The organism is Capsulimonas sp. (assembly GCF_039929585.1).
In the GTDB taxonomy this organism is placed as follows: Bacteria; Armatimonadota; Armatimonadia; order Armatimonadales; family Capsulimonadaceae; genus Capsulimonas.
Window position 1 is genome coordinate 1 of sequence record NZ_JBDSQY010000120.1, and the last position, 25,575, is coordinate 25,575.

At 59.4% G+C, this 25,575-nt stretch carries 22 protein-coding genes; 12 read left to right on the top strand and 10 right to left on the bottom strand.

Features of this window, described 5'->3' with window-relative positions; genetic code table 11:
• Positions 1-213: 213 nt before the first annotated feature.
• The 7 genes from ABIZ35_RS08345 to ABIZ35_RS08375 all read right to left on the bottom strand — a co-directional run bounded on the left by ABIZ35_RS08345 (position 214) and on the right by ABIZ35_RS08375 (position 5,256).
• Entirely contained in the window at positions 214-1,200 is a 987-nt protein-coding gene (locus tag ABIZ35_RS08345) for an aldo/keto reductase (protein ID WP_348219428.1), read from the bottom strand.
• A 104-nt stretch (positions 1,201-1,304) separates the two neighbouring features.
• Positions 1,305-2,060: a hypothetical protein gene (locus ABIZ35_RS08350; RefSeq protein ID WP_348219429.1), complete on the bottom strand. Its 756-nt coding sequence runs from the start codon at positions 2,058-2,060 to the stop codon at positions 1,305-1,307.
• Between the two features lie 25 nt (positions 2,061-2,085).
• Complete coding sequence (locus ABIZ35_RS08355; RefSeq protein ID WP_348219430.1) at positions 2,086-2,580, bottom strand: DinB family protein; 495 nt, start codon at positions 2,578-2,580, stop codon at positions 2,086-2,088.
• A 41-nt stretch (positions 2,581-2,621) separates the two neighbouring features.
• On the bottom strand, positions 2,622-3,224 hold the full coding sequence (locus ABIZ35_RS08360; protein ID WP_348219431.1) for a hypothetical protein: 603 nt from the start codon (positions 3,222-3,224) through the stop codon (positions 2,622-2,624).
• Between the two features lie 5 nt (positions 3,225-3,229).
• On the bottom strand, positions 3,230-3,631 hold the full coding sequence (locus tag ABIZ35_RS08365; protein ID WP_348219432.1) for a spore germination protein GerW family protein: 402 nt from the start codon (positions 3,629-3,631) through the stop codon (positions 3,230-3,232).
• Between the two features lie 126 nt (positions 3,632-3,757).
• The gene (locus tag ABIZ35_RS08370) at positions 3,758-4,897 is read right to left on the bottom strand and encodes a glutathionylspermidine synthase family protein (protein ID WP_348219433.1); all 1,140 of its coding nucleotides are present in this window, start codon (positions 4,895-4,897) and stop codon (positions 3,758-3,760) included.
• A 2-nt stretch (positions 4,898-4,899) separates the two neighbouring features.
• Positions 4,900-5,256, bottom strand: coding sequence for a hypothetical protein (locus ABIZ35_RS08375; RefSeq protein ID WP_348219434.1), 357 nt, complete (start codon positions 5,254-5,256; stop codon positions 4,900-4,902).
• 125 nt (positions 5,257-5,381) lie between these two features.
• On the opposite strand from ABIZ35_RS08375, the gene ABIZ35_RS08380 reads away from it, so the two are divergent.
• The 6 genes from ABIZ35_RS08380 to ABIZ35_RS08405 all read left to right on the top strand — a co-directional run bounded on the left by ABIZ35_RS08380 (position 5,382) and on the right by ABIZ35_RS08405 (position 11,398).
• Positions 5,382-5,948, top strand: a complete 567-nt coding sequence (locus tag ABIZ35_RS08380) for a hypothetical protein (protein WP_348219435.1) — start codon at positions 5,382-5,384, stop codon at positions 5,946-5,948.
• Positions 5,945-6,628: a type II secretion system protein gene (locus tag ABIZ35_RS08385; RefSeq protein WP_348219436.1), complete on the top strand. Its 684-nt coding sequence runs from the start codon at positions 5,945-5,947 to the stop codon at positions 6,626-6,628. The genes ABIZ35_RS08380 and ABIZ35_RS08385 overlap by 4 nt, the downstream gene beginning before the upstream one ends.
• 107 nt (positions 6,629-6,735) lie before the next feature.
• On the top strand, positions 6,736-8,049 hold the full coding sequence (locus tag ABIZ35_RS08390; protein ID WP_348219437.1) for an ankyrin repeat domain-containing protein: 1,314 nt from the start codon (positions 6,736-6,738) through the stop codon (positions 8,047-8,049).
• 174 nt (positions 8,050-8,223) lie between these two features.
• Positions 8,224-9,597 carry a SpoIIE family protein phosphatase gene (locus ABIZ35_RS08395; protein ID WP_348219438.1) on the top strand — a complete coding sequence of 458 codons (1,374 nt, stop codon included), beginning with the start codon at positions 8,224-8,226 and terminating at the stop codon, positions 9,595-9,597.
• A gap of 1 nt (position 9,598) precedes the next feature.
• Entirely contained in the window at positions 9,599-9,946 is a 348-nt protein-coding gene (locus ABIZ35_RS08400; protein ID WP_348219439.1) for a DUF6788 family protein, read from the top strand.
• A 150-nt stretch (positions 9,947-10,096) separates the two neighbouring features.
• The gene (locus ABIZ35_RS08405; protein WP_348219440.1) at positions 10,097-11,398 is read left to right on the top strand and encodes a CheR family methyltransferase; all 1,302 of its coding nucleotides are present in this window, start codon (positions 10,097-10,099) and stop codon (positions 11,396-11,398) included.
• Here ABIZ35_RS08405 and ABIZ35_RS08410 read toward each other — a convergent pair.
• Positions 11,382-14,045 (bottom strand): hypothetical protein, encoded by a 2,664-nt coding sequence (locus tag ABIZ35_RS08410; protein WP_348219441.1) that lies wholly within the window; start codon positions 14,043-14,045, stop codon positions 11,382-11,384. The two genes, ABIZ35_RS08405 and ABIZ35_RS08410, sit on opposite strands and share 17 nt — an antisense overlap.
• Positions 14,046-14,154: 109 nt before the next feature.
• On the opposite strand from ABIZ35_RS08410, the gene ABIZ35_RS08415 reads away from it, so the two are divergent.
• Positions 14,155-15,117 carry an ATP-binding protein gene (locus ABIZ35_RS08415; RefSeq protein ID WP_348219442.1) on the top strand — a complete coding sequence of 321 codons (963 nt, stop codon included), beginning with the start codon at positions 14,155-14,157 and terminating at the stop codon, positions 15,115-15,117.
• Positions 15,118-15,274: 157 nt separating this feature from the next.
• Here the strand turns inward: ABIZ35_RS08415 and sthA are convergent, their stop codons facing one another.
• Complete coding sequence (gene sthA, locus ABIZ35_RS08420; protein ID WP_348219443.1) at positions 15,275-16,714, bottom strand: Si-specific NAD(P)(+) transhydrogenase; 1,440 nt, start codon at positions 16,712-16,714, stop codon at positions 15,275-15,277.
• 206 nt (positions 16,715-16,920) lie between these two features.
• Between sthA and ABIZ35_RS08425 the strand changes: the two genes are divergently transcribed.
• Positions 16,921-17,688, top strand: a complete 768-nt coding sequence (locus tag ABIZ35_RS08425) for a histidine phosphatase family protein (protein ID WP_348219452.1) — start codon at positions 16,921-16,923, stop codon at positions 17,686-17,688.
• 424 nt (positions 17,689-18,112) lie between these two features.
• Here ABIZ35_RS08425 and ABIZ35_RS08430 read toward each other — a convergent pair whose 3' ends face one another.
• Complete coding sequence (locus ABIZ35_RS08430) at positions 18,113-19,069, bottom strand: D-2-hydroxyacid dehydrogenase (protein ID WP_348219444.1); 957 nt, start codon at positions 19,067-19,069, stop codon at positions 18,113-18,115.
• Positions 19,070-19,281: 212 nt separating this feature from the next.
• On the opposite strand from ABIZ35_RS08430, the gene ABIZ35_RS08435 reads away from it, so the two are divergent.
• The 4 genes from ABIZ35_RS08435 to glmM all read left to right on the top strand — a co-directional run bounded on the left by ABIZ35_RS08435 (position 19,282) and on the right by glmM (position 25,518).
• Positions 19,282-21,960: a protease pro-enzyme activation domain-containing protein gene (locus tag ABIZ35_RS08435; RefSeq protein WP_348219445.1), complete on the top strand. Its 2,679-nt coding sequence runs from the start codon at positions 19,282-19,284 to the stop codon at positions 21,958-21,960.
• Between the two features lie 182 nt (positions 21,961-22,142).
• Positions 22,143-23,102 carry a diadenylate cyclase CdaA gene (gene cdaA / locus ABIZ35_RS08440; RefSeq protein WP_348219446.1) on the top strand — a complete coding sequence of 320 codons (960 nt, stop codon included), beginning with the start codon at positions 22,143-22,145 and terminating at the stop codon, positions 23,100-23,102.
• Positions 23,103-23,129: 27 nt separating this feature from the next.
• A complete protein-coding gene (locus ABIZ35_RS08445) occupies positions 23,130-24,116 on the top strand; it encodes a CdaR family protein (protein ID WP_348219447.1) in 987 nt (328 codons plus the stop codon).
• A 52-nt stretch (positions 24,117-24,168) separates the two neighbouring features.
• The gene (glmM, locus tag ABIZ35_RS08450) at positions 24,169-25,518 is read left to right on the top strand and encodes a phosphoglucosamine mutase (protein WP_348219448.1); all 1,350 of its coding nucleotides are present in this window, start codon (positions 24,169-24,171) and stop codon (positions 25,516-25,518) included.
• Positions 25,519-25,575: the final 57 nt, after the last annotated feature.

The window sequence follows — 25,575 nt, forward strand, 5'->3', positions numbered from 1 at the left end:
TAATGGCAAGCACAAGGGCTGGGACAAAGATAAAGATAAAAACCATGACAACGACCATAACAATGGCCGTGATCATGACAACCGCTAAATCTGCGCAGTTCGCCGTTTAGACGAAACCTAAAAAATCCGGCCCGCACGGCGTTCTCAGGGAAGAGAGCGCGTGCGGGCCGGATTTGTGTGAGTGCTGCGGTCTTATTGAAGATAGCGTCGTAACTAATACGGACCGCGAATATGCTCCGCCACGCGCGTCGTGTAAAACTCGCTCAGTTTGGCGTGGGCGTCCGCGCCGAGCGGGGGCAGCTTGGAGGCGTCGGCGTTGGCGGCGGCTTGCTCCGGGCGGGAGGCGCCAGGGATGACGACGCTGACAGCGTCGAAGTCCAGAACCCAGCGCAGCGCCCACTGCGCCATCGTCTCGCCGTCTGGGACATAGGCCTTGAGGTCGTCGGAGAGTGTGACGCCCAGTTCGTACGGCAGTCCGGCGAATGTCTCGCCGACATTGAACGCCTGCCCATCGCGATTGTATTTGCGATGGTCGTTCTCGGCGAACTGCGTTCCCTGCTTCATCTTGCCGCTGAGCAGTCCGCTGGCGAGCGGAAGGCGGACGATGATGGCGACGCCCTGCGCCTTGGCGCGCTCAAACAGCACATCGATCGGCTTCTGCCGAAAGATATTGAAAATGATCTGAAGCGACGCCAGCTCCGGCTGATCCAGACAGATCAGCGCCTCCTCCATCGACTCCACGCTCGCCCCAAAGTCCTTGATCTTTCCCTCGGACTTCAGCGTCCGCAGAGAATCAAAGACTTCACCTTTGCGCAGTTCTTCGGTCGGAATGCAGTGCAGCTGCGTCAGGTCCAGCGCCTCCACGCCCAGCCGCCGCAACGACGCCTCCGTATGCTTGCGGATCGCCGCATCCGTGAAATTCTCCGGCCAGCCCGGATCGGACCCGCGCCCAAGCTTCGTCGCGACATAGATCGGCTCCGACTGCGTCTTCAAGAAGCTTCCGATCAACTCCTCGCTGCGCCCTGATCCATACACATCCGCCGTGTCGAGCATATTCGTCCCGGCGTCCACCGCCGTTTGCAAGATCGCATGCGCCGCCGCATCAGATACATCGCCCCAATCCGATCCACCCAGCTGCCAGCACCCCAGCCCAATTTCCGAAACCCGCGCCCCCGTGCGCCCGAATGCTCGTTGATTCATTGTCAATATCCTTACTCTCTCTGGTGCGTCAAAGCTGGATCAATATTCCCATCCGCATATCTTTGCAATCGACATCTTTTCGTCTGCTTATTGATCGATTATTCTTATGGAGGTCCGTTTCGAATGCCGTTCGCGGTCTTCAGAGCATCATATGCATCTTGCAGTTCGCTGACAATGGACTGAGGGGTTCCAGTAAATATGGCTTCGTCGAATCCCAAATACAAGATGTCGCTGCTCCAGGGCTCATTGTGGTAAGACGCAGATTGCTCCAGCTTCTCTCCATAGCAGAAAATGCCAAGTGATATGTTGTGCTTTACTGTTCTGACGATCTGGAAGCGAGTGTTTGGCCAGGGAAGCGCGTACTGGCCGTAAAGCCATGGATCTTTCTCAGGCCCTCTGTAGAGAGAATTTTCAATTCCGAGGTCATCCATACTCAGCAGCAGTGTTTGGTCGTCCGCAATCGCGCAAAGATAAGCGCTGCCTTCAAATTCATCCTCGGGGGCGTCGAGAATCACTTCAATGACTTCGGTCGGCTCGACGGTTTCCACGACCACGTCGCCCTGTGCCAGCGCCTCGCGCAATTGTGGGCGGCGGACCTCATGGCGCCATCGCTTCTGTCTCTGTTTTCCTCTGTAAATTGTCCACCAGAGCAAGAACGGAGACACGATCATGAGTACGCCTATCAAAATCGATGGACCCGACATCGATCGATCGTGACCAATGTTCACTTGGGAGAGAGCGAGAAACAGCGCGCCTGGCAAAACGCCCAGCCATATGCACCCACTGCCGGGAGAAGTACTATAATCAGCATCGTCTTCTTCAAGCAGCGCTTGCAGCTGCTCGCGCTCGGCGGCGTTCATCGGGCGGACTTCTTGGCTGTACATATTACGCCGACGCGGCCGGCTCGTCGCCCTGGCTCCAGCGGTAGGTGATGATCTGGCCGAGGTGGTAGTATTCGTGGCGGGCGATCCAGCGGATCAGCTCTTCCGGCTCAATGTGGGCGCCGCCGAAGTAGCCTTCCCAGCCGTCGGGCATGGGGATGGGGGTTTCGAGGATTTCTTCCGATGTTTCGTCTAGGTAACGCAGGGTTTCCTGGCGGGCGGCGGTGAGCTTGTCCAGGGATTCGGTGACGTTGGGCGTGGTGGTGGCGAAGGATTCCCAGATCTCGTCCCAATCGGGGGCCACTTGATGGATCGCGACGTGGAGCGTGACCTTTTCCATCGTTCCGATCTCCTGCAGAATCGTACGGATGGTCTTCATACCCTCGGCAGGCGCCCAGTCAAGGCCGCCAGGTTTTAACGGAGTGACGGCGGCCATGAGTTCCGTGCGGGTGTCGGCGAGTTCAAAGAGAAGACGGTCACGATGGCTGCGTCCGGGCATAATGAGGTAGTCCTTGCTCAGTGATTATTGGTAGTACAGATTTACAATATCTCGTAAGTGTTGCGCAGGTCTCGGATGTACTCCTTGCCGCGGCAGGTGAGCATGAAGCGGCGTCGGTGCGCGGCGGGAAGGGTTTTCCAGTAGGTGACCTGCCAGCTGTCGACGGTGTCGTGTTTGGGGTCGCCGAGGAAATGGGAGTCGTCGAGGCCGCTGGTTTTCAGGTGATGGTCGATGGTCTGCGCGTCGGCGGCGCAGACGTGCCAGCGTTTGTCGAAGGTCTCATAATCGGGGGTGACGGTGATCAGGCGTGACCAGTCGGGCTGGGCGTCGGCTTCCCAGAGTTCGCCGCCGTGGGTGGTGAGGCCGACAATCAGATGCGGCGCGTCGCAGTCGGCGGCGCTTTCGATCTCCAGGCGGGCGGGGAAGTAGCGGCGCTCGCCGCCGCCCCGGATATCCATGGCGAAGATGGCGTCCCGGTGCAGCAGAAGGTCGAGGCATTCGGCGAGCTGAAGGTACGCTTCCTCCTCAGGAACGTCGGACAGTAAATCGCGCAGCGCCCAGGCGGAGTGGCGGTGGCGGACAAGCTGTGTGAGAATACGGCGCTCGAGTTCGGACACGGGCGCGTCGGTGGTGAGTTCCAGCATTTGGGCTACCTGCCTTTGTCGTGTGATTCCCAGGCCCAGCCGATCACGGCGAGGCTGCCTACGATGGTCGCGCCGATTGTGGCGAGTATGATTGCGGCGGGAGAAGGACCGATGGACCGGAACTTCGCCTTGCCGTCGCGAATTTCAATGTACCCGGCGGGATACGACATCACGCCTCCGCCCCCGCCGCCGCCTTCGCCCTGCTCTTCGTCGGTCTGCTTCCCGGCGCCAAAGCCGAATCCAAAACCATAACGGGTTTTGGCGACCGGGATGATCGTCACACCGTCCCGTTCGACGGCGTCGCCGAAGACCAGCGAAGCGCCAGCGCGGCCGCCGAGACTTTGGGCCAGCTTGTCGAGCATCTGGTCCGCGAAGTCCGTGAATCTGGTCGTGCTTTCGTCACTCATCGCGCGTCTCCTGCTCCCCGGCCTTACAGAATCAAGTGCTCTTTGCCTCTAACGCAATTATACCAGAGTATTTCGCTCGGCGGCGAGCTGATTTTTTGGTTCTTGGGACGTGCGGCGATAACCTTGTTATTCGAACAGGTGTGGTGCGAAGCGGGAAAGATTATCCGTGATTGGACCGTCGGATTCTCGAACTCCCATGCCGCGCGCGGCGCCGTCGATCACCCAGCTGCCGATGACCGGACGATTGCCGTCGAAGTTCGGAATTTTCGCGAGCGCCTGGAAGATATAGCCTTCCTCCCCGTAGTTGCCCTCGCTGCGCGTCAGTCCCGTGTCGTCCTTGATCGTGACGTTCGCGCCCTCGCGTGAGAAGAGGGGCTTCTTCACATAATAGCGCATCTCATGGGAGCGGCCAAAGTGCGCCTCCAGGAGATTGGGATGGTTTGGGTAAAGCTCCCAGAGGATCGGCAGGATGCCCTTGCTGGACAGTAAGACCTTCCAAATCGGCTCGATCCACTGCACTTGCGGATACGTGGCGAGCGCGTTCTGCCCGAACGTCTCGGCGAGGAGCCATTCCCAGGGATACAGCTTGAAGATCGACTTCATCGGATGCCCCTGGAGATCGACGAACCTTCGCGCGCCCGTGTCCCAGCCGATGTCATTGATATGGATACCCTGAGTGATCAGCCCGGCTTCCTGGGCCGTATCGCGCAGCAGGGTCACAGTCATCAAATCTTCCGTGCTTTTGACATGCGTGAAGTAAAGGGGCGTCCCCGTCAAATAGCCGCCGGTCTTCAGTTCGGTCCACTTTTCCACCAGCCCCTCCCAGATCGAGTTGAACTGGTCGGCGTCCGGGAACCGCTCTGTGAGCCAGCGCCACTGGACCACGGCGGCCTCCACCAGAGACGTCGGAGTGTCGGCGTTGTACTCCAGCATCTTTGGCGGGGAGATCCCGTCGTAGGCCAGATCGAAGCGTCCATAGATCGATGGCGGCTCGGCTTCCCAGGCGGCCTTGATTGTCTCAACCGCCGCCGGGGGAACGCCAAGCTCCGCGAACCGATTGTGATCGATGACGTGCTGCGCGGCTTCCAGGCACATGGCGTGCAGCGTATTGGTCGCGGCTTCGATCTCATCGACCTGACGCGCCGTAAACCGATAATATGCTGACTCGTTCCAATACGGCTTGCCGTCCGTGCTGTGATAAACCAGCCCGAGGGCCTCGACTTTCGCCTGCCAATCGGGGCGAGGGGAGATTGCAATTCGCTGCATCGTTAACCTCCACCTCCGAAGCCGTGTCCGCCGCCGCCGAAAAAGCCGAAGCCGCCGCGCACCACCGATCCCGAAGGCGTGACGACGCGGCCGCTGGACGGCGCCGTGGCCGAGTAGCCTCGCATATATGGACCTGAGCGGCTGCCGCCATAAACCCAGTGGGGGTAGCGATAATATCCGCCGCTTCCCACATAGGTGCTGCGGCACGCCGAATCCGGGAGAACCACCCCATTTTGGTCCACACAGTTCCGCTGCGTGTCATGGCCGCACCCCGTCAAAACCACCGCCGCCGCCACCGCCGAAAGCAAAGCGCCCCGGCGCACACGCTCCCGCCGCTCTGTCCGATCGAACTCTGTCATGATCTTCCACTGCTCCTTATGTCTCTTTATGACCAAAAAGACACGAAAAAGTTGCAAGGCGACGTTAGCTGGAAATTTGTGTAATACTGAGCGGTAGTGCGTAAGCGATTTTGAGACGGTGAAACATGATGACGAAAAAGTGGCTGCTGCTGCCGGTGTCGCTCGCATTTGCCGCCGCAATATACGGATATGTCCGCCACCGACAATCATATACGGGCGCACAGCTTGCCGTGGAGCTTCAGCGATCCGGCGACATGAACAAAACTGACGCCGAACATTTTGGTCGCATTCAAGACCAAACGTCGGATCGGACGCCGCTGTCCGACGGGGATGTGGACTGGCTCATGGACATCGCGCGTCGTCCAGGGACAACCGAGCAGATGGAGACACGCCGGCAATGGGCGGGCATTATTTTTATGGTCGCTCCGCTCGCCAAGGTTTCCCCGACAAGGAAGGACGCCATTTTTACGTTCGCCGCCGAACTCACGGCGTATCGTAATCCCGTGGATCCCAAGACGGACGATAGCGGCGGTCGGTACATGGCGTGTAAAATTTTTCGGAACCTCCGCGACGATCGCGCGCTGCCTTATCTGACGGTCTTAACTCACGATCCCGATGTGGTCGTCAGGGTCACGGCACAGCATGACATCCGCCTGCTAACGCACAAACTTCGTCCAGGGGAAGCGCCATGATGCTGAAAGAGCGTTCCTGCAAACGTTCCGGATTTACGCTGATCGAGCTGCTGGTGGTGATCGCCATCGTGAGCATTCTGGCGGGGATCATTCTGCCGGTGCTGGCGCGCGTGCGGGAATCGGGACGGCGCACGCAGTGTCTTTCGAATTTGCGCCAGATCGGACTGGCCGTTCAAACCTATTCGCAGGATTACGATGACAAATTCCCCTACGGCGGCTCTCCCTGTGATTTGAACACGAACGGATGGCTGTATACTCCATACGCGGACGCGATTTCAGAGATGGATCCAATACAAGTCGTCCTGTCGCCATATCTTCATAATGCACTTGTATGGAAGTGTCCATCCGATCGAGGTTACGGGGCTTGTCTTGCATTGAACGGGGATTCAGTGCCGTTGGATGCTTCTCCAACGGCGTATGACAAGTACGGAGACAGCTACGAATACAATACGTATCTCACGCTGCTCCAATCATCTCAATCCACCGTCAAGGGGATGGACGCCACAGGCGGCGTCCATGGCGCGTCGGAGATTTTCTTATCCGCCGATAGCTTTGGCTCCTGGCACGGCGGCGGCCTGCTTGGCGCCGAGCGATACAACATCGTGTTCGTCGATGGACACGCCGTAAACGCCGATAGCGAGCGCACCCAACGGCTTTTTGCATTGACAATCGAGCCCTGACCCTAGTTTTACGCAAAACCTCCCGGGGAAACTAATCGTGACAGACTGCGTCTAACAATGCGTCCATGGGTTGACATGGACTTTATGAAATCGTGGGAGTAAACGCCATGTGTATTCGACAGCAGTCCGCTGTGATATTGGTCCTGGCGGCGGCGCTTGGTTCGGCGCTGCCCAGCCAGGCGGGGCCGCGCGGCGCGATGAGCGTGTATCAGTACCAGCCGCCGCCGCAGTCGCCGGTCCGGCTCCGGCCTGGCGGCGGGCGGAGGCCGGGACGTAATGGACAGCCAGGGCAGCCGGGACGCAATGGGCAGCCGGGGCGCAACGGCGCGGCGAAGCAGTATCTGACTCAGCAGCTGTTTCAGGCGGTCCAAGCCAATAATCTGACCGCCGTTCAGACGCTGCTCGGGCAGGGCGCGGACGCCAACGCCAAGGACGCCTCGGGGGAGACGGCGCTGATCCAGGCGGTGCTGTCGGGAAATGTGGAGATGGTCAATCTGCTTCTGTCGCACGGAGCGGGCATCAACATTCCAGATATCGCTGGGCATACGCCGCTGATGGCGGCGGCGAAGTATGAAGGTTCCGACATGCTGGCGCCCCTGCTGGCCAAAGGCGCGGCGGTGAACTCGCGGGACACCGGAGGATATACCGCCCTGATCCTCGCCGCCGGCGCTGGGAAGGATGAGAATATTCCTCTGCTCCTTGGTAAGCAGGCGGAGGTGAACGCCAAGACCAAGGAAGGATACACTGCCTTGATGGTCGCGGCCGGCACGGGCAATGCTCCGATCGCCAAGATGCTGCTCGGCAAAGGCGCCGACCCCAAAGCGGTCGATATTTTGGACAATACCGTGCTGATGGCGAGCGCGCAGGCCGGCGACGCCGTGACCGCGCGCCTGTTGATCGCGGCGGGAGTCGATGTCAACGCCGCTGACAAGGAGGGTTACACGGCTCTGATCCTCGCGGCGCGCGCCGGCAAGGCTAACCTTGTCGATCTCCTGATGGACAATAGCGCCGACCTTAAGCCGAAAAACAAAGATGGATATACGGCGTTTCTGATGGCGGTGCGTGGCGGGAGCGTTCCGGCAGCCTCGGCGCTGCTGGATAAAGGCGCGGATCTCAAAGAAACAGATGGCGTCGGGGATGGGGCCTTGATCCATGCGTCCAAATACGACCGTCCGGAGATGGTGTCGCTTCTGCTCGGCAAGGGGCTGGAAATTAACGCCGTGAACGGCGCTGGCGAAACAGCGCTGATCACCGCCGCTAAGTCTGACTGTCCCGGAGTGGTTTCCCTTTTGCTGACGAAGGGCGCCGACGCCGCAGTGAAAGACGCCTCCGGCTCCACCGCCGCGATGTGGGCGAGCACGATGGGATATCCGGACATCGTCAAGCTCCTGCCGATGCCGGGAGCGCCCGCGCGGGGATAAGTAAGCAATCGAGCTTTTTGATCGCATGTAATCCCAAACTTTCAGAGTATTGGGTGGATTTGTTTCTCCGCGTTTCCAAACAAAAAGCCCTGTCGTAATTTCATTGTAAATCCATAAGTAAACATGGTAAAGAAATTGGATAAGCAGGTATATATCCCTGGAGGCGCGGCTCGAATGACGAACACAAAGATCGAAGCATCGGAAAAGCGCCTTTACACCCTGCGTCAGGCTCAAGGGAAGCAGGCGTCTCCAGAGCGTATCGTTTTGATGGAGGCGTTCCATGAAATTGAGGTGACGCTTGAAGAGCTTCGTGTCGTTGAGGAAGAGCTTCGCCGGCAGAATGATGAGCTGAGCGAGGCTCGGAATCTGGTTGAAGCTGAGAGGGTCCGCTATCGCCATCTGTTTGACCTTGCGCCGCACGGTTATGTGCTTACGGATGGTGATGGGATCATACTGGAGGCGAACCGGGCGGCGGCGGTGATGCTGAGCGTGGAGCAGAGGAACTTGCGGCGCAAGCCCATGGCGGTTTACCTTGGCCCCGGTGACAAAAGCGTCTTTTACCGGGAACTCAGCAGCCTTCGCAACGGGGACCGTCGCGTCGATTTCGATGCGAGAATCACACCGCGCGGCGCGGAGGTTTTCGATGCGAATATCGCGGCGTCGGCTGGCCCGAACGACTCCGGGCCTACCTATCTCTGGGTGGTCCAGGACATCACCGAACGCAAGCGCGCCGAGAATAAGCTCGCGGCGTTCGCTGCGGAGCTCGAAGATCGCGTCGAGCGGCGGACGATGCAGCTCAACGCCGCTTACGAGCATCAGCGGCGCATTGCGGAGACACTCCAGCTGGCGCTGATGCCGGCGGTCAGCCTGGAAGATCCGACGATCGATCTTTACACTGGATACGAAGCGGCGCTGGATGAAGCCCAGGTCGGCGGCGACTTCTGCGACGCTTTCGAATACGATGGTCATATGGCCCTCGTGGTGGGTGATGTCTCCGGCAAGGGGCTTACCGCCGCTGTTTATACGTCGCAGGTCCGGTTTGTACTGCGCGCGTTTTTGAACCAGGGGCTCGATGCAGCGGGCGCTTTGTCGCAGCTGAATGACTACATCTACGCGGCGCAGGGGCGGGGCGACTGGAACCCGAATACATTCGTGGCGATCTCGCTGGTCATCGCCGTAAAGGGGCGGCGGGAGATCGAAATATTCACGGCGGGAATCGAGCCGATCCTGGTGCGGGCCTCGGGCGAGTACGAATTGATCCCAAACCAGGGGATGATCCTCGGCGTGTTCCCTGGATACCAGTACGTTGCCGTGACCCGCACTCTGGAGCCGGGCGATATGGCGGTGCTGGCGACCGACGGCTTCGCTGAGGCGCGCCGGAACGGGACGTTTTTTGGATCGGAAGGATTGGCGCGGCTGACATACAAGTGCGCTATGGAGCACGACGAAATCACGGTTGCGGGCAAGGCCGTTCAGCGCGGGTTGCGGGAGTATGCGGGCGGCGGTCTTCATGACGATATCTGTTTGCTCATTGCAAAAAGGAAATGATATGCCATCCGACTCGATATCCCCGGACGATATGACGATTCCATTACTGCAGGGTGAAATCTGCATGCAGTATACGCGGTGCGGAAAAGCCACATGCCGGTGCCGTGAGGGAAACCTGCATGGACCCTACTACTATCGCGTGTGGCGCGACGGCGACAGCGTGCGCAAAGAATACGTGCGTCGCGAACGCTTGATGGAGATCCAGGCGAGCTGCGACGCTTATCGTGCGCTGATGGAGCAGCTGAAGCAAGCGCGCATTAAGCGCTTGGAGCTTCAAAAGCGGATCCGCCACGAATGTCGTAAGATCAAGCCGCGGACCTCCGCAAATCCACAGGGCGCGGCGGCGTGATACAGGGGCTTCGGCCGGTGCGGCCGAAGCCCTTCGCCGTCTGCCTTATCCTCGACATCCCCGCGATAATATTAAGAAGTGCGACAAAGAAACACGGTATCGATGAAACGCTTCTCCCCAAGGCCCCATTCTTAAAGGCTCCATTCTTAAATGACCGAGCTGAACAACCCTCGATCGGAATTTGAAATGCTGCTGCAATCTCTGAAGCGTAATCGCGGATTTGATTTCACCGGATACAAAAGAAACAGCGTGATGCGCCGCGTGGAAAAGCGCATGAGCGATGTCGGAGTAGAGGCGTACTCCCAATATGCTCATTACCTCGAAGTGCATCCCGAAGAGTTCTCGCACCTGTTTAATACCATCTTGATCAACGTTACCGCGTTCTTTCGCGATCCCGCCTCCTGGGATCACATTCGCGATGAAGTCATTCCGCGTATTCTGGCGTCGAAGGGGCCGGATGATCCTGTCCGTGTTTGGAGCGCCGGCTGTGCGTCCGGCGAGGAGGCTTATTCGCTGGCGATGCTGCTGGCTGAAGCAGTCGGCGTCGATCGGTTTCAAGACCGTGTCAAAATCTACGCCACGGATATCGACGAGGAAGCGCTTGCTGAAGCTCGCCACGCCGGCTACACCGCGCGCGAAGTCATTGGCGTTCCTCCGGATTATCTGGATCGATACTTCGTGCGCACCGCCGCGCGGTATACAGTTCGCAAGGAGTTACGCCGCGTCGTAATCTTTGACTGTCACGACTTGATCCAGGACGCGCCGATTCCCCGGATCGATCTGCTGGTCTGCCGCAACGCCATAATGTACTTCCACGCCGAGATCCAGGCGAAGATCCTCGCGCGGCTCCACTTCGCCCTCAACGACGCCGGATACCTCTTTTTAGGGAAAGCGGAGACGTTGTTTAAGCACTCCAGTCTCTTCACACCTGTGGACTTGAAGCTGCGCATTTTTTCCAAAGTGACGAATGGAACGCTGCCGGACATACAAGTCGCTCCGCTTCAGGAGCTTCAAGGGGAGCTGGAAAAGGCATACGAAGAGCTTCAGGCCACGAATGAAGAACTGCAAGCAATGAACGAAGAGATGCGCCAGAGCAGCAACTTGGTCAGCCGCGCCAATACGTTCCTGAACGCCGTCCTCTCCAGCATGCACGGCGCCGTGGTGGTGATGAACAGAGAAGTGGAGGTTCAGAGCTGGAACTCCAAAGCGGAAGAGCTGTGGGGCCTGAGCGCCAAAGAAGTCCAGGGCAAGCATTTCTTCAGCCTCGACATTGGGCTTCCTGTCGATCAGCTCAAGCAATCTATTCACGCGTGCCTCGCCGGCGGCGTCACATCCTTTGAAGACGTTATTGAGGCCACTCATCATCAGGGAAAAGCGATTACCTTCAAATTAACGTGCACCCCCCTCGTCGACGGCGAAGACCTCTGCGGCGTGATCATGGTGATGGAGTGAGATTGTGGTCGTCACTCTTGGACTTGCGATAGTCATCATGATCCAAATAATCATCCCACCAGCCGTGGGAAAGGATCATTTCGACTCTGTACTCCCCGCCTTCCACATCGCTCTCTTGGAACAGGGGAACGCCAAGCGCCGCAGCGAATTTGCGGTCGTATTCGGCAAATAGCCGCCGGAGCGAATCCGGCGCGCTCAGCGGGTAAACATAGTAGCAAAGCAATTCATCGGATTCCGCGTAAACGACTACTTGGCGCGCCAGGACCGTTCCTTTTGAATCACGTGCGTAAAGCACCTGCTTGTTGATGTCCAGCACCGTCGCCGCCGCCGAGAACGCGAACGATCCTCCTAATCCCAGACAGCTTCCCACATATGTGCCCAGCTTGAGCGCCTCCACGGGGTCTTGCTCCACCGAAATAGCCACTTCCCCATAGGGCGCAAGCGTCCTCGCGTAAAGAACGCCGGTCAGCCAGACGTTTGTATTGAGTTTGGGGTGAGTTCTTAGCCAAGCCTGCGTTTTGGGATGGTCGATGAGATAATTCCGCCGGCCCGCCCAGTGCGCGGTGAGCATCTTTTTGAGCGCCTGGCGGTTTTCTTTCGCCTTCATTTGTATTTGCAGCGCGTGTTTTGTATTCTCATCCAACTCTTCGACCGGGTAGCCCTGAGCGAGCCGCTCGTAAATCTTGTTCTCCAATAGTTCTAAGCATGCTCTGAGCCATTGCCGACGCATAAGAGCATGGTAGTGCGCCGCGCGAACTTCGCTCAACGTCGCGCCGCCGCCATAGTGACGCGTCAGTTCTTTTGGGATCGCTTGAATGAGAACGTTTTGTTCCTGTGACGCGATCAACTCATAAGCGTCCCGGTCATTCATTTCGTCAATGGCGCGCTCCATGAATGGTTCGGACGCGAACGCTTTGGCGAACGATAAGCGCTCCGCGTTAGACAGGCATCCCAGCGTTTTTGTAGCCCGAAAGAAGCGAGAAGGAGCTTTGAGAAAGCATGAGAGTGTGAACATCGGCATCGTCTGAGCGATGGCGTGGGTTCCGTAACCGATCAAGTTTCTCTCATTGTTTGTGCGGCAGCTTTTCTCCAGATGCTGAAAGCACGATTGCGGAGCCGCCAGAAGGGCCGCTTTGTGGGAGTCGTCGAAATAAACGATAAATTCCATCCAAACCTGCGCCGTGTCGCGGCGTAGATCCAAAGGCGAGCGGCACAGACACGCCAACAGCGCGCATGCGTCCGGCAGGAGGCGCTGCCCCCAGTCTTCTGGCCTTGTCAGCCAGACGAATGTTTCCAGACTGTCCACGAGCTTCCACTGGTAATCCGGCGGCGTCTTCTCTAAGATTGCTTCAAGGTCGTCAGCATACGCACGGACATCCGGCCATTTCTTCTGAGATTCCTGATAATTGTCACAAAGCGTATATAAAGAATAGAAGTAGAGCAGCGCGGTAAGAACGTCCGGGCGCCATCGTGACCAGTCACGCTCCGCGATCAGCGCTGCAAGACCTTTGTGGTTCCCGCATGCTTCCCATATGTGAATAAACTTCCAGCGATCAAATATCGCGTCATCGCTGTCGGTCGGCCCCAGCCTGTCGAGTATGGTGTGCATCGTCTCCGCCGGAAAATCTTCACCTCCGATTACGTCGTGAAACGAGCTGTTCGTTTTGAGGCGATCATTCAAGCGAAGACCTTCGTGTAAATACCGTGCGGAGGCGCCGAGCGACATTCCTTCGAGCAAACAATAAATACGATAGGCCGACTGTGAACTGTTCGCGGCGTCCAAGAGGATTTCGATCAAACCGTCTGCTTGCCAGCCAGGATCGAGGCGGCTTGCTTCCGTCTCCAGCAGCAGCCCCGCAAATCCCGCCTGCTGGTCTGGCGGCAGCAGCGCCATTATCTCACACCAACCGTGTGCGTATTTCGAACCGGCGAACAGCGCGGCGACGCAGGCGAGCAGTGGCTCATTGCGCTCCAGTCCCAGTCGCTGAAACAGGGCGTGCACGGCGACGATTTCGTTTGTCGAGCGGTGGCGCACGGTGAGGTAAAGGGTCGCAATGAAGATCGGGGAGGGGTCCGGTATCATAGAATTATGAAACGTGGATGAAGGGGAATCCGTATTAAAAGTATCGGAAGGGAAAAGACGCATTCCAAGGTCTCGAATGGCCTCTTGGTCTGATAGATACAATCGCAAATCAGTTGATGACGGCGATTTGTCCTTGGGCGGCTTGTAGGTCGTTCCTCGGAAGGCGCGCGGATGGGCGGCGGTGGGCTTGGGCGGCTCGGGCGCGGCCAGCTCGGCGAACGGGAAGGGGCGAGGGGCGGGGATCGATGAAGCGGGCGCGGTCTCCGTCAGAATCGTCCGAAGGGCGTCCGCGACCTCGGGTGTGGGAATGCGGACGGCGGATAGCGCGTCCCACGCCGCAAGCAACTGCTTGGCTTTTGGATCGGCGATCCACGCCGAAATCGGTATGCGCTCCAGCGTGGCGAACGGTTTCAAATCGGCAAGCGATTCGTAGCGGTTTGCCTCAATGTCGTCGAATCGATCGACCAGACGGATTCTAAGTTTTTCAAGCGCCGATGGCGTTCTCAAATAACCGATTGGGATCGACTTTTCGATCGTTGTTTTGTTCTGTCGTTTTGTCGCCATGCGCTTATTGCAGCCTAACTTGAGATTCCAGTAATCTCGTATGCTTGCCGATAATGGAGCTACGTCCACCTGATGGTGGCCCACACTTTTGGAAGAAGCAATCGTCGAAATGAGCGTCAACCTAAATCTAGAAAGAGCCGGAAGTCAGGATTATCTGGCGCAGCTGAATGAGCGAGTTGACGCACAAGCGATTCGAGTGACCGAGGCGCTGTGCAGCGAGTCTGCGCGCCCCATCATGAGCTGGATATGGAGCGCCGGTGTTTTCTGCGCGTCCGACCTGATCGTTCGGTCGCTCCAGCACTACCTGCCGGGCAGCTCTCCGCAGGTGCTGCTGATGCTGGCGCCGGTTCTGCAGACGGGCGTACGTCATGGCCGTCTCGCCGCGATGGGCGCCTGGCTCGCTACGGCCGCCGTGTCCGGGCTGAGCCTGCTGCCTCACGCGCCGGGAACCCTCCAGTTTGCCGATCAGAACAGCGCTCTTTCCTTTGCGCTGCTGGTCGCCGCCGGGCCGGTCCTAGCGTCCGTTTCCGGACGGTGCAGCGAAGCGCGGCGCGCGCTGGAGGTCAGCGAGCAGCGCCGCATCGCCTTCAGCCAGGAAGTCCTGCTGGCGGCCACTGGCGGCCGCCTGCGTCTGAGCACTCCCGACGACTTACGCAGCGCGGTTCTCGGCCCCGCCGCCGTGCAGTACCCGCTGCGCTCCCTGGATGATGTCTCCCTCGTCCGAAGCCGCGTTCGTGTTGCTCTGGAGGCGCGCGGCGCTTCGTGTGACCGACTGGACGATCTCCTGATGTGTGTCACTGAGGCCGCGACCAACTCTTTGAAACACGCCGGCGGCGGCTCATTGTCGCTATGGATTTCCGAAACCAAAATCTCCGCCATGATCTCCGACCAAGGCGAAGGCATCTCCCCCGTCAACCTCGCCCGCGCCACCCTCGAAGCCGGTTTCTCCACCCAGGGTACCCTGGGAATGGGCTTTACCCTGATGATCGCCATGTGCGACACCCTGATGCTCTCTACTTCCCCCAAAGGCACCGAAATCCTGATCGAGATTACGCGCCCAGCGGCGGGGTAATATTCCAAGTCTCGGCCTTGCCGCATTTACCCCAGTTATAAAAACCGGGGCTCGATGGCGGCATAGGTTTTTACTTGTGGCTTTATACTCTATCGCCTCAAAGCACAAAAAGAGCCGAGAGACGCAATGCGCTCCCGGCTCTTTTTCTTAACGCGTATTATGCGCCGACGATCTTCAACTTCGGCGTCTCCAGCGACGTTGGTGAAGACTGCAGTAAACGAAGTTTATTGCTGCCGTTCAGGGCGGCGACCTTGTAGCACTCGGCCAGGGTCGGGTAGTTGAACACGTTGTTGATGAAGTAATCGACGGTGCCCTTGAGCGCCATCACGGCCTGGCCGATGTGGATCAGTTCGGTCGCGCCGGTGCCGATGGCGTGGACGCCGAGGATCTGGCGGGTCTGCTCGTGAATCAGGAGCTTGAGCATGCCGCCTTCGTCGCCAAGCAATTGGCCACGCGCGATCTCGCGGTACTGCGCGACGCCGGCTTCGTAGGGAATGCCTTCGTCGGTCAGGGCCGCTTCGGTCTTGCCGACCATCGAGATCTCCGGGATCGAGTAGATACCGACCGGGAAGAGTTCAGGGATCGAGGAGGTCGGTTCGCCGTAGGCGTGGCAGCTGGCGAGACGCCCCTGCTCCATGCTGGTGCTGGCGAGGGCCGGGAATCCAATTACATCGCCGACCGCATAGATGTGTGGAATCTCCGTCTGGTAATGCTCGTTGACCTTCAGTCGGCCGCGTGAGTCAGGGGTAAGTCCGACCTTGTCCAAGTCCATCTTGCCGGTGGCGCCCTGACGGCCGATACAGTACAGGAGCGAATCGGCGCGGATATGCTTGCCGCTCTGCATCGTCGCCTGGACGAGGCCGTCGGGCAGGACACGGATGTCGTCGACGCGCTCGTTCAGGCGCAGGGTGACGCCCATGGCGCGCATACGATATTGGAGCGCTTCGATGATCTCGGAGTCGGCGAACTCCAGCAGCATCGGGCGGGCTTCGATCAGCACGACGCGGATGCCGAGGGCGGCCATCATACAAGCGTACTCGGTGCCGATCACGCCGCCGCCGACGATGATGATGCTCTTGGGAAGCGCGGGCAGGCGCAGGAAGCTGTCGCTGTCCAAAACGCGCTCGCTGTCAAAGGTGATGCTATTGGGCCGGGCCGGCGTGGTGCCGCTGGCGATGACGATGTGGTCGGCTTCGATCGTTTCGCAGGCGCTGGGTCGGACGATATCGATCGTGTGCGCGTCCTTGAAGTGGGCTTCGCCCCAGACCATCTCGACGTTATTGCGCTGCATATGCTCACGAATCACGTCGATCTCGGTCCGGATCACCTGGTGGCACCGGAAGATCAAATCGTCGAGCGTGATGTCGCTTTTATTGACGGGGTTGGCGTTGTTCAGAGTGCTCTGATGGATGCCGGTGAGTTGAAGAACGGATTCGCGGAGCGCCTTGCTGGGGATCGTCCCTGTATGGATGCAGGCGCCGCCAATGATGTTGTTTTTCTCAACGAGGGTAACGCTTTTGCCGAGTTTCGCGGCCTGGATCGCCGCCTTCTGGCCGGCCGGTCCGCTGCCGATCACGACCATATCAACATGCTTCATAGACAAATTCCTTGTGCCGGTCACTGAGGCGCGCCGATCGGCGTCCCCGTATTATTGGCTGTTTTTATCTTCGGCGCATCGCGGCGAAAAAGAGAGGTCGGAATCCTTAAGAGCGCCGGGATAGAGGCAATAGTTCCGGCGGCCATGTTTGGCCTGAGCCGTCTTCGGCTACAATCAGTTTACCTGCCTGCTGGGAGAAAATTGTGATTGAACACCAAAAGTGGCCGGACGAAATACTAATTGTTCGCCATGGACAAAGCGCCGGCAATGTCGCCCGGGACGAGGCGGTCGCCGCCGGCCATCCAGTGATCCAGATCGCTTCGCGGGATATGGATGTCCCGCTATCGGAGCTTGGCGAGCGGCAGGCGGCCGCACTGGGCCGTTGGTTCGCGGCTTTGCCGCCAGAGCGGCGCCCGACGGTAGTCCTCACCTCTCCCTATGTTCGGACGCGGGATACCGCCCGCATTGTGCTGGAGACGGCGGGAATGCTTCATGACGACCTGCCGATCATTGAGGACGAGCGCCTTCGCGAAAAGGAGTTTGGCGTTTTGGATCGCCTGACGGTCGAAGGCGTGAAGGAGCGCTTTCCCGATCAAATGGCGTTCCGTCTGGCCCTCGGCAAGTTTTACCATCGGCCTCCCGGCGGCGAAAGCTGGTGCGACGTCATCCTGCGCCTGCGCAGCGTTACCAACACGATCGCGCGCGAGTATCGCCACGAACGCGTCCTGATTGTCGCGCACCAAGTCGTCGTGCTGTGCTTCCGTTACATATTAGAAGGATTAACAGAGGAGCAGATTCTGACAATCGATATCGCGCAGGATGTCGCGAACTGCTCGGTCACTTCCTACGAGTATGAGGCGAATGTCGGCAAACAGGGCAAATTAGTGCTCAGCCAGTACAACTTCACTGCTCCGCTCGAAGACGCTGGCGAGGAAGTGACCCGCAAGAGCGATGTCCCCGTCGCGCCGAAATAACCCGTCTCTCACGACTGCTTTCTTGGCGGGCCAATATATTTCCCAGTGAAACCAAACGACACGCGGCCATCGCCGCTTACATTCACGTGTACGTCGGCGGTCTCTGAGAGATTGTGATAGCGCAAACTTCGATAGGTTTCATGATAAGTCGACCCATCGGAACGTGTGTATGAGTTCCTAGAACCAGAAGGGGGCTCCTCATCAGGGTTTCCGTACTTCGCGATGACTTCCTCAATGGTATGCAGACCCACCGTCAGCGCGCTTAGCTGATCCATTTCGGAGCGGGATATGTGGGCAAATAGCTCTGCTCGCTTCGACGCAGGGGCCTTCCCGCCGCACGCTCTAGCGTTCCGCACGTGCATGGTTCATGAGTGACGGATCGCAATGGGTTGGTAGACATGGTTTGCTTTACTTCGGGGCAGTCTCAATATCCCTCTTCTTTATCCACTACGTTCATCAAGACCTCTCCTGCTAAGTAGCGCCGCAGGTTCTCCAGAAAGATCTTGTCCGCGCGTTCGTCGTACTCGGGATGCGCGCCGCTGTAATGCGGCGTGATAAAGACGTTGGGGGCTGTCCAGAGTGGATGGCCTTCGGGAAGAGGCTCGGGGGCGGTGACGTCGAGCAGGGCCGCCCCGAGTTTGCCGCTGTGGAGGGCGGCGATCATGGCGTCGGTGTCGACGGTCGAGCCGCGGCCTGTGTTGATTAAGATCGCGCCGGGCTTCATCGCTTCGAACTCTTGGGGGCCGAGAAAGCCCATTGTTTTCTCTGTTTTCGGAAGGATATTCATGATGATGTCGCTTGCGGCCAGAAACTCGTGCGTTTGGTCCAGCGTGTACATTCGGTCCACATATTCATGAGGCTCGCCGGTGCGCCGCAGACCGACCACATGCATATCGAATGCCTTGCCGACCTTGGCGCTCTGACCGCCGATGGCGCCGACACCGAGGATACCTAGCGTCTTGCCTGCCAGCAGGAGCACACGATCGCCAAGGCCCTCGCCGTTCCACTTGCCGATCTTATGACGATCCCACGCCTCGCCGAGACGGCGAGTGAACATCAGCAGCATGCCGAACATGTGCTCCGTGATCGGTTCGGCATGGATGCCACGAGCGTTCGTGATAATCAGATCGCGCGCCTTGATCTCGGGGGTGATCAGTCCATTGACCCCCGCCGAAGCCAGCTGCAGCCAGCGCAGGCTGGTCGCCTGAGCAACCTCATCTTTGCCGAGCCATCCGTAGGCTGCGTCGATTGTCGACAGGGCCTCGGGATTTTCTTTCAGCTGCCGGCTGGAAATAATTTGCAGGGTTGGCGAAAGCGTTTGTGTGCGTTCTATTAAGCCTGGATCGCCGCTTCCGATGAAAATGGTCTGTATTTCTCTCATTGCAATTGAGTTGCTCCTTGCGGGGATCTTCATAACCGGCCGCTTTCATTATCCCTTATCTTTGCGTGATGAAACCAATTTGCGTGAATTTTCCTTGACAGATTCCTGTGCGTTACATATAATATAAAAAAGAGTAAGGCTTGTCACCGCCCGGCGGCCCGCCGCTCCGCTTCCCGCCCATTTTCCTGTTTGACTAAGGAGTCGTTTTCAACATGTACTCTCGCTATCAGAGGCGCTCTCGCGTCCGACGGTCCGGGGCCGCCTACGCGGCGACCCTGACCGCCATATTGGCTGTCGCGGGTGCGCACGCAGCCGGGGCGCAAACCACCGCATCCTTAGCGCAAATCAAGGCTGAGTTCGCCTCTCAGCCTCGGGTTGCGGTCCCGCATAATGAATTTGCCCCAGGCGTTGCGCCCTTGCTGAACCGGTCCCGATTTCTGGGTCGCCAGGATGGGCAAACGCAGGTCAGCATCACCGTGAGCCTGCCGCTGCGCAACCGCGCCGCACTGGATGAATATGTCCGCCGCATCGCTGATCCTAAAGACGCGCTGTACGGCAAGGGGTTGACCTCAAAGCAATTCCGAGAGCTGTATTCTCCGTCCCATGAAGATTTCGATACCGTTATCTCCTATGCGAAGTCCCAGGGGCTTTCCGTGGCGGAGGCGTCTCCAACCCGGTCGCTCGTGCTGGTGCGCGGCTCCAGTCGGAATGTCGAATCGGCCTTCAACGTGAAGCTTGACCGGTACTTGCTGCCCACCGGCAGTGTGGTTTACACAAATAACGTCGCGCCGACCATTCCTCAGGGCGTCGCCTCCCGGATCCTCGGCGTTACGGGGCTAAACAGCATCCCAAGCGTCAACTATCACCGCAAAGCTGCGCCGAAGTTCCAAACCGACTTGCAGTCGCTGCTGAATCCGAGCGCCATCGGCTCGGGACCCGCAGGCGGATTGGCTCCAAACGACATCCTCGCCGCTTACAATCTGAAAACAGTCCCCTATAAGGGTGAAGGTCAGTCGCTGGCGGTGTTCCAGCTGGACGGCTACGATATGGCGGACGTGACGAAATACACGACCCAATTCAATTTGGGAACGCCGAACATCACCAATATTCTTTACAACGGGTTCAGCGGCCTTCCCAACGCGGGCACCGATGGCGGCTTTCTCGAAGTCATCCTTGACATCGATATGGTGCTGGCGCTTGCGCCCAAGCTCGACCATCTCTACGTTTACGAGGCGAAGAACTCCGATGCGCTCGGCCTTTATCAGCGGATTGCCGACGATAATCTTGCGCCGGTTGTCAGCGTCAGTTGGGGATTGGCCGAAAGCCTGGTGGATAACGCCACTCGTCTGGCGGAGGCGCAAGTCTTCACGCAGATGGCGGCGCAGCGGCAATCGATCTTCAACTCTTCTGGTGACGGCGGCGCATATGCTGATGCTGGTTCCCAGACCACTCCCACCGTTTCCGTGAGCGATCCCGCATCGCAGCCGCATGTGACGGGGGTCGGCGGCACGACCCTTACCACGACCGGTATCGGCGGAACGTTTGTTTCCGAAACCGTTTGGAAGGGGACGCTGGCGGACGCTCCGCTGAACGGCGGCGGAAGCGGCGGCGGCAAGAGCGTGATCTGGCCCAAGCCCGACTACCAGAAGTCGCCCACTCCGGTCGGGGAATCCCCCGACATGCGTGACGTTCCCGATGTGGCGCTGGATGCGGATCCCGCCACGGGCTACGATATCTATGTTGCTGATGGAGGCGGGTGGTCTTCGAGCGGCGGCACCAGCGCCGCGACGCCAATTTGGGCGGCCTTCATTACTCTCGTCAATCAGCAGCGCGCGAATGTCGGCGATTCTGCTCTTGGCGAAGCGAACCCGCCTATCTACGCTCTTGCCCGCGACCCAGCAGATTACGCAGCGGCGTTCCATGACGTCACGGTTGGCGATAACCTGATCTACAGCGCCAAAGTAGGATACGACGACGCCACGGGATGGGGATCGTTCAACGGTCTCGAATTGCTGAATCGACTGGCGACTTCGGATCCGGCGAGCTTCGGCACGCTGTCTGGAACGGTATTAGATGCCGATGGGGCGCCGCTTGCGGGCGCCACCCTGCATTTTGTCCGTGAGGACACCGGCGCGACGATTGGGACCGATCTCGTGACGGGCGTGGATGGCAAGTATACCAAGGATCTGTCCAGCAAACTCACCTATACGGTGAGCGCGACCAAGGCGCCCTTCGCCGGTCGAATCGACGCGGGAATTAACGTCGTCGCGGGCGCTACCACAGTCCACGACTTCGTTCTTACTGTCGGACATCCGTTCTCCGCCGGTCTGCAGATGATTTCGGCGCCTTATGACTTCTCCCTCAATGACGTGAGTTACCCGTCGCTGATCGGATTGACGGCGCCTCTGACGCGTGAGCAGCGCCTGTACTCGTATCAGCCGTCCCAACTGCAGTATGTCTCGTACCCGACATTCCCTGCCGATACCCTTCGTCCTGGGGAAGGATACTGGGTTAAGTTTGCCGCTGATAATTTCACCCACTTCCAGGGGACGCCGGTTAAAACAACCGCAGTCTTCCAAAAAGTTCTGCAGACAGGCTGGAACCAGATCGGCAACCCCTTCCTTGAGAACACGTTGTTGTCCTCCATCGCCGTCTACGATGTTAAGGGGAACCTGCTGAGCTCGACCCTTCCGGCAAGTAAGGTTGTGAAGTTGCCGTGGGCATACCGGCAGGCCAGCAACGACTACGTCCAGCTGACCGCGAACGCTCCTCTGGTTCCGTGGGTGGGATACTGGATCTACTCCAGCACCGCGTCGGTTCTGGTGATCACGCCTCCCGGAGGCCTGCCGCCGAACCCGCCGCCGACCCAGCCGGGATCCGCCCGCAACTAAGTCCGAGCCATCCCGGCGAGACGCGCCGGGATGGCGCCGAATTGTACGAATGACGAACAAGAGCCCTGGGCGAAGCCTGGGGCTCTTGTTCGCTGTCAGGACTCTTCGACGGCGCATGGTTGCATTCGGCAGGGCCGTTATGATATACTGAGAGGCGATGGCGCACGGTTTGGGGTTGAGAAATGCACGGCTGGCAGCACAAATGGACGACGGCGGATCTGCTGGGATTCGTCCATGCGGGCGTCGATATCTTGGTGGTCGCTTACCTGATCTACCATTTGATCATGCTTGCCAAAGGTACGCGCGCGTGGCAGATCATCTCCGGTCTCCTGATCTTCGTTCTGATCCTCTGGTTCTCTGACTGGGCGCACTTGACGGCGCTGAACTGGCTGCTCAAGCAGATGTTTCTGCTTGGCCCGGTCGCGATCGTCATCCTCTTTTATCCCGAGCTGCGGCACGCCTTGGAAGAAGTCGGGCGGGTCGGATTCTGGGGCAAAAACTTCGTTGGGCTGGAAAAAGAAGACGTTTCCGTGATGGTGGCGGAACTCGTCCGCGCGGCCAGTTTCTTGTCCGACAAAAAAATCGGCGCCCTGGTAGTGCTGGAGCGCGAAACGGGTCTGACGGAGATCATCGGCACCGGCACGCTGATGAACGCGGTGATTAGCGCCGAGCTGCTGGAGACGATTTTTTACCCAGGTTGTCCTCTTCATGACGGCGCGGCGATCGTGCGCCGCGACCGGATCGTGGCGGCGGGCTGTACGCTGCCCCTTTCGGACAACCGGGATATCGGCGCCATGGTGCATACGCGCCACAAGGCCGCTCTGGGAATGTCGGAGCAGAGCGACGCCCTGGTTCTGGTGGTTTCCGAGGAGACCGGCATCATTTCCGTCGCCTTTGAAGGCAAGATGGTTCGCGGCCTGCGCGACGACGCCCTGCGCGATCGATTGATGCAGGGCGTGATGGGGCGTGAGCGGCCGGTCTCTCGCCGGCGTCGCGCCAAGGCGCGCGCGGCGGTGAAGGCGACTGTCAGTCCGTTCACCAGTCTCGCGCCGTTTTTGAACGTATCTCGGGGCGCGCAGAAACAGCCGGCGCCCTCGCCTCCGCCGGGGACCGATGGACCGGGAACTCCGCCGTCCGCGTAAACGCTTTGCTCCGTACTAGGAACCGCCATGCTCGCCCGTTTGCGCGAAAATCTGTCTTATAAGCTGCTGGCCCTGCTGTGCGCATGTGCGCTGCGCTGGTATGTCGACGCGCAGCAGAACCCGATCAAGACGCATGATGTCCATACCACGGTTGTGACGCGAAACCTGCCGACAGGGATGCTGATCGCCGATCAATCGTCGCCGACGGTCACCGTAACGCTGGAAGGCCCACTCGAAGAGCTGAGCCGCTTGCCCGAGAACAGCGTCATTGTGACTGCGGATTTGAGCAGTGTGCACACCGGCCGACAATCTTCCGTGCCCGTGGAAGCCAAGCTCGCTCCTGGCATTCCCGGCACGGTGACGATCAGCGACACCGAGCCCCGCACAATCACACTGACGCTTCAGCCGAAGCGCAAGCGCCGCATGGGAATCCGGGTCGAGCCGAGCGGGTCGGCTCCTGAAGGCTACGTCTTTCGCAAGCCTGACGTCGCCCCCGTGGAGGCGACGGTGATCGGCGGCGAGGACGCCGTCAACCGTGTGTTCCGTCTGGTCGTGCGTCCTGAGGTCACCGGCGCTGGCGGTGTGCTGGAGGATGACTACCAGATCCGGGCGATCGACGATCAAAAGCGCCCCGTAGATAATGTCTCGCTTGTGCCGCCAACCGCTCATGTCCGGCTGGGGATCATCGAAGAAACCACCAACAAGGATCTGCTGGTGAGTCCGGACATTACCGGGGTTCCGGCGCCTGGTTTCAAGATCACGGATGTGCAGGTCAATCCGGCGCGCGTGCCGTTTACCGGACGCATCGATACCCTGGCGCGCGTCGGAGTGGTCTCGACCGCTCCTATCGATATCACGGGCGCCGCGCAGGATGTGGTCAAAACCGTGACGCTGTCGCCGCTGCGCGCCCTTTCGCCTGTCGCCGCCGTTCAAGTGACGGTGACCGTACATATCGTTCCCGTTTTTACGGCCCCGGGGCCGGCAATCGCGCCTGCGCCGCCCGCGCAGCCGTAGCCGCCGGGCGCTCTTTTTTCGACCGTTCTATTCAGGAGTAATCGTTCCCGCTATGTCAGAAAAGTTGTTCGGTACGGACGGCGTGCGAGGCGTCGCCAACACGGAGCTCACTCCGTCTCTTGCCTTTGCGCTGGGAGCGGCCGCCGCCCGTGTCCTGGGGCGCAGTCACGCCCCCAAATTCGTTATCGGCCGCGATACCCGCGTCTCCGGCACGCTGCTGGAGTCCGCGATTACCGCAGGTCTCTGCTCCATGGGCGCCACCGTCGTCAGCCCTGGGGTCGTCCCCACGCCTGCCGTCGCCAATATCGCGCGTACAGCCGGGTTCGACGCCGGCGTCGTGATCTCGGCTTCCCACAATCCCTATCAGGACAACGGCATCAAGTTCTTCGGCGCTGACGGCTACAAATTGGATGATGCGATCGAGGCCGAGATCGAAGCGCTCGTGCCGCAGGCGCTCACCCTGCCGCGCCCGAGCGGCGCGCTGGTCGGCATCGCCTGCCGCGATCCGCATCTGCGCGACATCTACGCCGAGCACATGGAGGAAACCATGGGCGGCCTGCGGCTGGACGGCATCAAGATCGTGATCGACGCCGCCAATGGCGCGAACCACGAGATCGGGCCGCGCGTCGCCATGGACCTGGGCGCCAGCGTGATCGCTCTGCACTGCGCTCCGAATGGAACCAATATCAACGCCGGCTGCGGATCGCTGCATCCTGGCGAAATGCGCGCCAACGTGATCGAGCATGGCGCGCAGATCGGCATCGCGTTCGACGGCGACGCCGACCGAGTGATCCTCGCCGACGAACAAGGCCGCCTGGTGGACGGCGACCGCGTGATGATGATCGTCGGCCGCCACCTTGCGGGCCGCGGCCAACTCGCGCGCAACACGGTCGTCGGCACGATCATGAGCAACATGGGCCTGGAAGTCGCGCTGCGCGCAAGTGACGTCACCTTGGTGCGCACCGCCGTGGGCGACCGATACGTCTGCGAGGAAATGCGTCGCGAAGGCTATATTCTCGGCGGCGAGAAGTCCGGACACTTAATCTTCGGCCACCTGACTACCACGGGCGATGGCCTGCTCACCGCGCTGCAAGTCCTCAAAGTCATGTGCGAAACCGGCCAGCCGCTTTCCGCGCTCGCCGATCAAATGTCCGAGTACCCCCAGACCCTGCTCGGCGTCCGCGTCACCGACCGCACCGCCTGGCAGAGCGACGCCGAAATCCAGCGCGCCATCACGCAGACCGAGGAAAAGCTCGCCGGCCGCGGCCGTCTCAACGTCCGCGCTTCCGGCACCGAGAAGCTCATCCGAATCATGGCCGAAGGTCCGGATCAGTCCGAGATCGAAGCGCTCGCGGGTGAGCTGGCGGGCTTGGTCAAGAAGAAATACGGCGTTTCGGAGTAGCGAGTCGCCTTCACTGAGATATGCGCCAGACAGATGAGATATGAAAACAGGGCAGCC

Coding starts and splice junctions, on each gene's coding strand:
- ABIZ35_RS08395 (WP_348219438.1), top strand. CDS start 8,224: ATGACGAACACAAAGATCGAAGCATCGGAAAAGCGCCTTTACACCCTG.
- ABIZ35_RS08410 (WP_348219441.1), bottom strand. CDS start 14,045: ATGGCGACAAAACGACAGAACAAAACAACGATCGAAAAGTCGATCCCA.
- ABIZ35_RS08400 (WP_348219439.1), top strand. CDS start 9,599: ATGCCATCCGACTCGATATCCCCGGACGATATGACGATTCCATTACTG.
- ABIZ35_RS08405 (WP_348219440.1), top strand. CDS start 10,097: ATGACCGAGCTGAACAACCCTCGATCGGAATTTGAAATGCTGCTGCAA.
- ABIZ35_RS08365 (WP_348219432.1), bottom strand. CDS start 3,631: ATGAGTGACGAAAGCACGACCAGATTCACGGACTTCGCGGACCAGATG.
- ABIZ35_RS08385 (WP_348219436.1), top strand. CDS start 5,945: ATGATGCTGAAAGAGCGTTCCTGCAAACGTTCCGGATTTACGCTGATC.
- ABIZ35_RS08350 (WP_348219429.1), bottom strand. CDS start 2,060: ATGAACGCCGCCGAGCGCGAGCAGCTGCAAGCGCTGCTTGAAGAAGAC.
- sthA (WP_348219443.1), bottom strand. CDS start 16,714: ATGAAGCATGTTGATATGGTCGTGATCGGCAGCGGACCGGCCGGCCAG.
- cdaA (WP_348219446.1), top strand. CDS start 22,143: ATGCACGGCTGGCAGCACAAATGGACGACGGCGGATCTGCTGGGATTC.
- ABIZ35_RS08355 (WP_348219430.1), bottom strand. CDS start 2,580: ATGCCCGGACGCAGCCATCGTGACCGTCTTCTCTTTGAACTCGCCGAC.
- ABIZ35_RS08380 (WP_348219435.1), top strand. CDS start 5,382: ATGATGACGAAAAAGTGGCTGCTGCTGCCGGTGTCGCTCGCATTTGCC.
- ABIZ35_RS08430 (WP_348219444.1), bottom strand. CDS start 19,069: ATGAGAGAAATACAGACCATTTTCATCGGAAGCGGCGATCCAGGCTTA.
- ABIZ35_RS08415 (WP_348219442.1), top strand. CDS start 14,155: ATGAGCGTCAACCTAAATCTAGAAAGAGCCGGAAGTCAGGATTATCTG.
- ABIZ35_RS08370 (WP_348219433.1), bottom strand. CDS start 4,897: ATGCAGCGAATTGCAATCTCCCCTCGCCCCGATTGGCAGGCGAAAGTC.
- ABIZ35_RS08375 (WP_348219434.1), bottom strand. CDS start 5,256: ATGACAGAGTTCGATCGGACAGAGCGGCGGGAGCGTGTGCGCCGGGGC.
- glmM (WP_348219448.1), top strand. CDS start 24,169: ATGTCAGAAAAGTTGTTCGGTACGGACGGCGTGCGAGGCGTCGCCAAC.
- ABIZ35_RS08360 (WP_348219431.1), bottom strand. CDS start 3,224: ATGCTGGAACTCACCACCGACGCGCCCGTGTCCGAACTCGAGCGCCGT.
- ABIZ35_RS08445 (WP_348219447.1), top strand. CDS start 23,130: ATGCTCGCCCGTTTGCGCGAAAATCTGTCTTATAAGCTGCTGGCCCTG.
- ABIZ35_RS08345 (WP_348219428.1), bottom strand. CDS start 1,200: ATGAATCAACGAGCATTCGGGCGCACGGGGGCGCGGGTTTCGGAAATT.
- ABIZ35_RS08435 (WP_348219445.1), top strand. CDS start 19,282: ATGTACTCTCGCTATCAGAGGCGCTCTCGCGTCCGACGGTCCGGGGCC.
- ABIZ35_RS08390 (WP_348219437.1), top strand. CDS start 6,736: ATGTGTATTCGACAGCAGTCCGCTGTGATATTGGTCCTGGCGGCGGCG.